The sequence below is a fragment of the Mycolicibacterium houstonense genome (genome assembly GCF_900078665.2).
GTDB lineage: Bacteria > Actinomycetota > Actinomycetes > Mycobacteriales > Mycobacteriaceae > Mycobacterium > Mycobacterium houstonense.
The window spans coordinates 1-1,905 of record NZ_LT546209.1 but is presented as its reverse complement, the minus strand read 5'-3'; the positions used below and the strand labels follow the sequence as shown (position 1 = coordinate 1,905).

At 69.7% G+C, this 1,905-nt stretch carries 3 protein-coding genes and 1 pseudogene; 2 read left to right on the top strand and 2 right to left on the bottom strand.

Translation table 11 applies throughout. From position 1 onward, the window contains the following. Both BN4332_RS31650 and BN4332_RS34990 read right to left on the bottom strand, forming a co-directional pair. A partial coding sequence (locus tag BN4332_RS31650) for a siderophore-interacting protein (protein WP_235654360.1) occupies window positions 1-823 on the bottom strand: 823 nt, incomplete at its 3' end. After that, window positions 823-957: a hypothetical protein gene (locus tag BN4332_RS34990; RefSeq protein ID WP_268811543.1), complete on the bottom strand. Its 135-nt coding sequence runs from the start codon at window positions 955-957 to the stop codon at window positions 823-825. The genes BN4332_RS31650 and BN4332_RS34990, both read right to left, overlap by 1 nt. A 48-nt stretch (window positions 958-1,005) precedes the next feature. On the opposite strand from BN4332_RS34990, the pseudogene BN4332_RS31640 reads away from it, so the two are divergent. Then, a pseudogene (locus BN4332_RS31640) lies at window positions 1,006-1,380 on the top strand (MFS transporter); the annotation flags it as partial. Window positions 1,381-1,390: 10 nt separating this feature from the next. Then, window positions 1,391-1,905, top strand: a 515-nt coding sequence (locus BN4332_RS31635) for a maleylpyruvate isomerase family mycothiol-dependent enzyme (protein WP_160110974.1), incomplete at its 3' end; no start/stop codon positions are given.

Here is a 1,905-nt window from a genome sequence, read left to right as displayed (position 1 = left end):
CAGCCGGCGCGGCCACAGGCGAGGCGACATCGGGTCTTGCGGTCTCGGCCGCGGCCTCCGGCTTGGCGTCCTTGTCTTCGGTGCGGTCGGTCCCCATCGCCCGGCCCTCGGTCCAGTAGGCCTGGGCGTGCAGTTCGGATTTGGGAAAGCCGAACTCGTCCTTCAAACGCGTGCGCAGATGTTTGAGCGAGCCGGCCTCGGGCGTCACCCAGCAGTACCAGTCCGACCAGTCCCTGGCCTCGATCGCCGCGGCCAGCGACGTCGTGTCACGACGTTCGACCCAGTGCACCTGCAGCCGTGGATGTTCGGCGATCGGAATGAGCAGATCGTTCTCGTCGTGCTGCTCGAGATAAGCCTCGATGGGGACGTCGTGCGGCAGGGCGCCGATGATCCCGTTGATGGCGGGGATGGCCGCCGCGTCACCGATCAACAGGTAGCCGGCGGGCAGGTCCTCCGGCACGGTGAAGCCGGTCGAACCCAGGGCCATCACCGGGATGGTGTCGCCCGGCTTGGCGGCCCTGGCCCACTTCGATGCCGGGCCCGATGGTTCGTGCAGCACCACGTCGACCGCGAAATGGCCGGTGTCGGGGTCCATTTCGGACATGGTGTAGCCGCGCTGGAACTCGGTCTTCGAGCCGTCGGGGTCTGGCACCCAGAATCGCAGGTACGACGTCGGCTCGGCGATCGCGTCCTCGAACACCGTCGGCGACACCAGCCGCAGGCGCACCATGTTCGGCGTCAGGTAGGTGGTCTCGACCACGGTCGCCTGGTGATCGCGCGCGCCGAAGCCGCGCATCATCACACCCTGAAATCCGCGTGCCATCAGCGGTCCTCTCCCATGGCGGTCAGATCCGCCACGATGTCCTTGATCGGCCGGCCGGGTACCACGGACGTCAGCAGTCCCCGGATCAGCGCAGTCATCAGAAGTTCCAGATACTGCGGGCTGCTCAGTCGCATGCCCGCGGTGTGCACCGGGCCCAGCGCGGCGTCACCGGCCAGCCGCTGCGGTTCGGCCGCTACGCCACCGCAAACGGCGCGCTGGCCTTCGCGGCGGCCATCCAGCTCGTGGCGATCGGGCTGCACGTCCCGGTGATGGTGACGTGCGGCCTGCTGCTCGGCGCGGCCGGCCAGTTGGTGAAGCTATGCGCGGACTCGGCGATGCAGATCGACGTCGACGACGCCCTGCGCGGCCACGTGTTCACCGTGCAGGACGCGCTGTTCTGGATCTCGTTCGTCACCGCGATCGCGGCGGCGGCCACGGTGATTCCCGCCGACGGGCACTCGCCCGCCCTGGTCGCCGCCGGGGTGGTGGCCTACCTCGTCGGGCTCGGCCTGCATGCGACGGTGGCATCCCCGAAGCGCACCGGACCCGCGGTCTAGGCTTTTCGCCATGGTGAGCGTCGAGGCGATCGTGGCCGACCTGTCCGCCGAGAGTGACGAGCTCGATGCCCTGGTGGCCGAGCTGCCGCCCGAGCGCTGGGCCACCGCCACCCCGGCACCGGGCTGGACCATCGCCCATCAGATCGCCCACTTGTGGTGGACCGACCGGGTGTCGGTGATCGCGATCACCGACCAGTCCGGCTTCGACGCCGTCCTGGCCGAGGCGATGAAGAACCCGACCGGATTCGTCGACGCCGCCGCCGAGGAGCTCGCGCTCACACCGCCGCACCAGCTGTTGGCGGACTGGCGTGAGACCCGGGCGAAACTGCACACCGAGCTGGTGAACGTGGCCGAGGGCCGCAAGCTGCCCTGGTTCGGCCCGCCGATGAGCGCGACGTCGATGGCCACCGCCCGGATGATGGAGACCTGGGCGCACGGCCTCGACGTGGCCGACGCGCTGGGGGTGCGCAGGCCCGCCACGGCCCGGCTCCGATCGATTGCCCACATCGGGGTTCGCACAAGGGA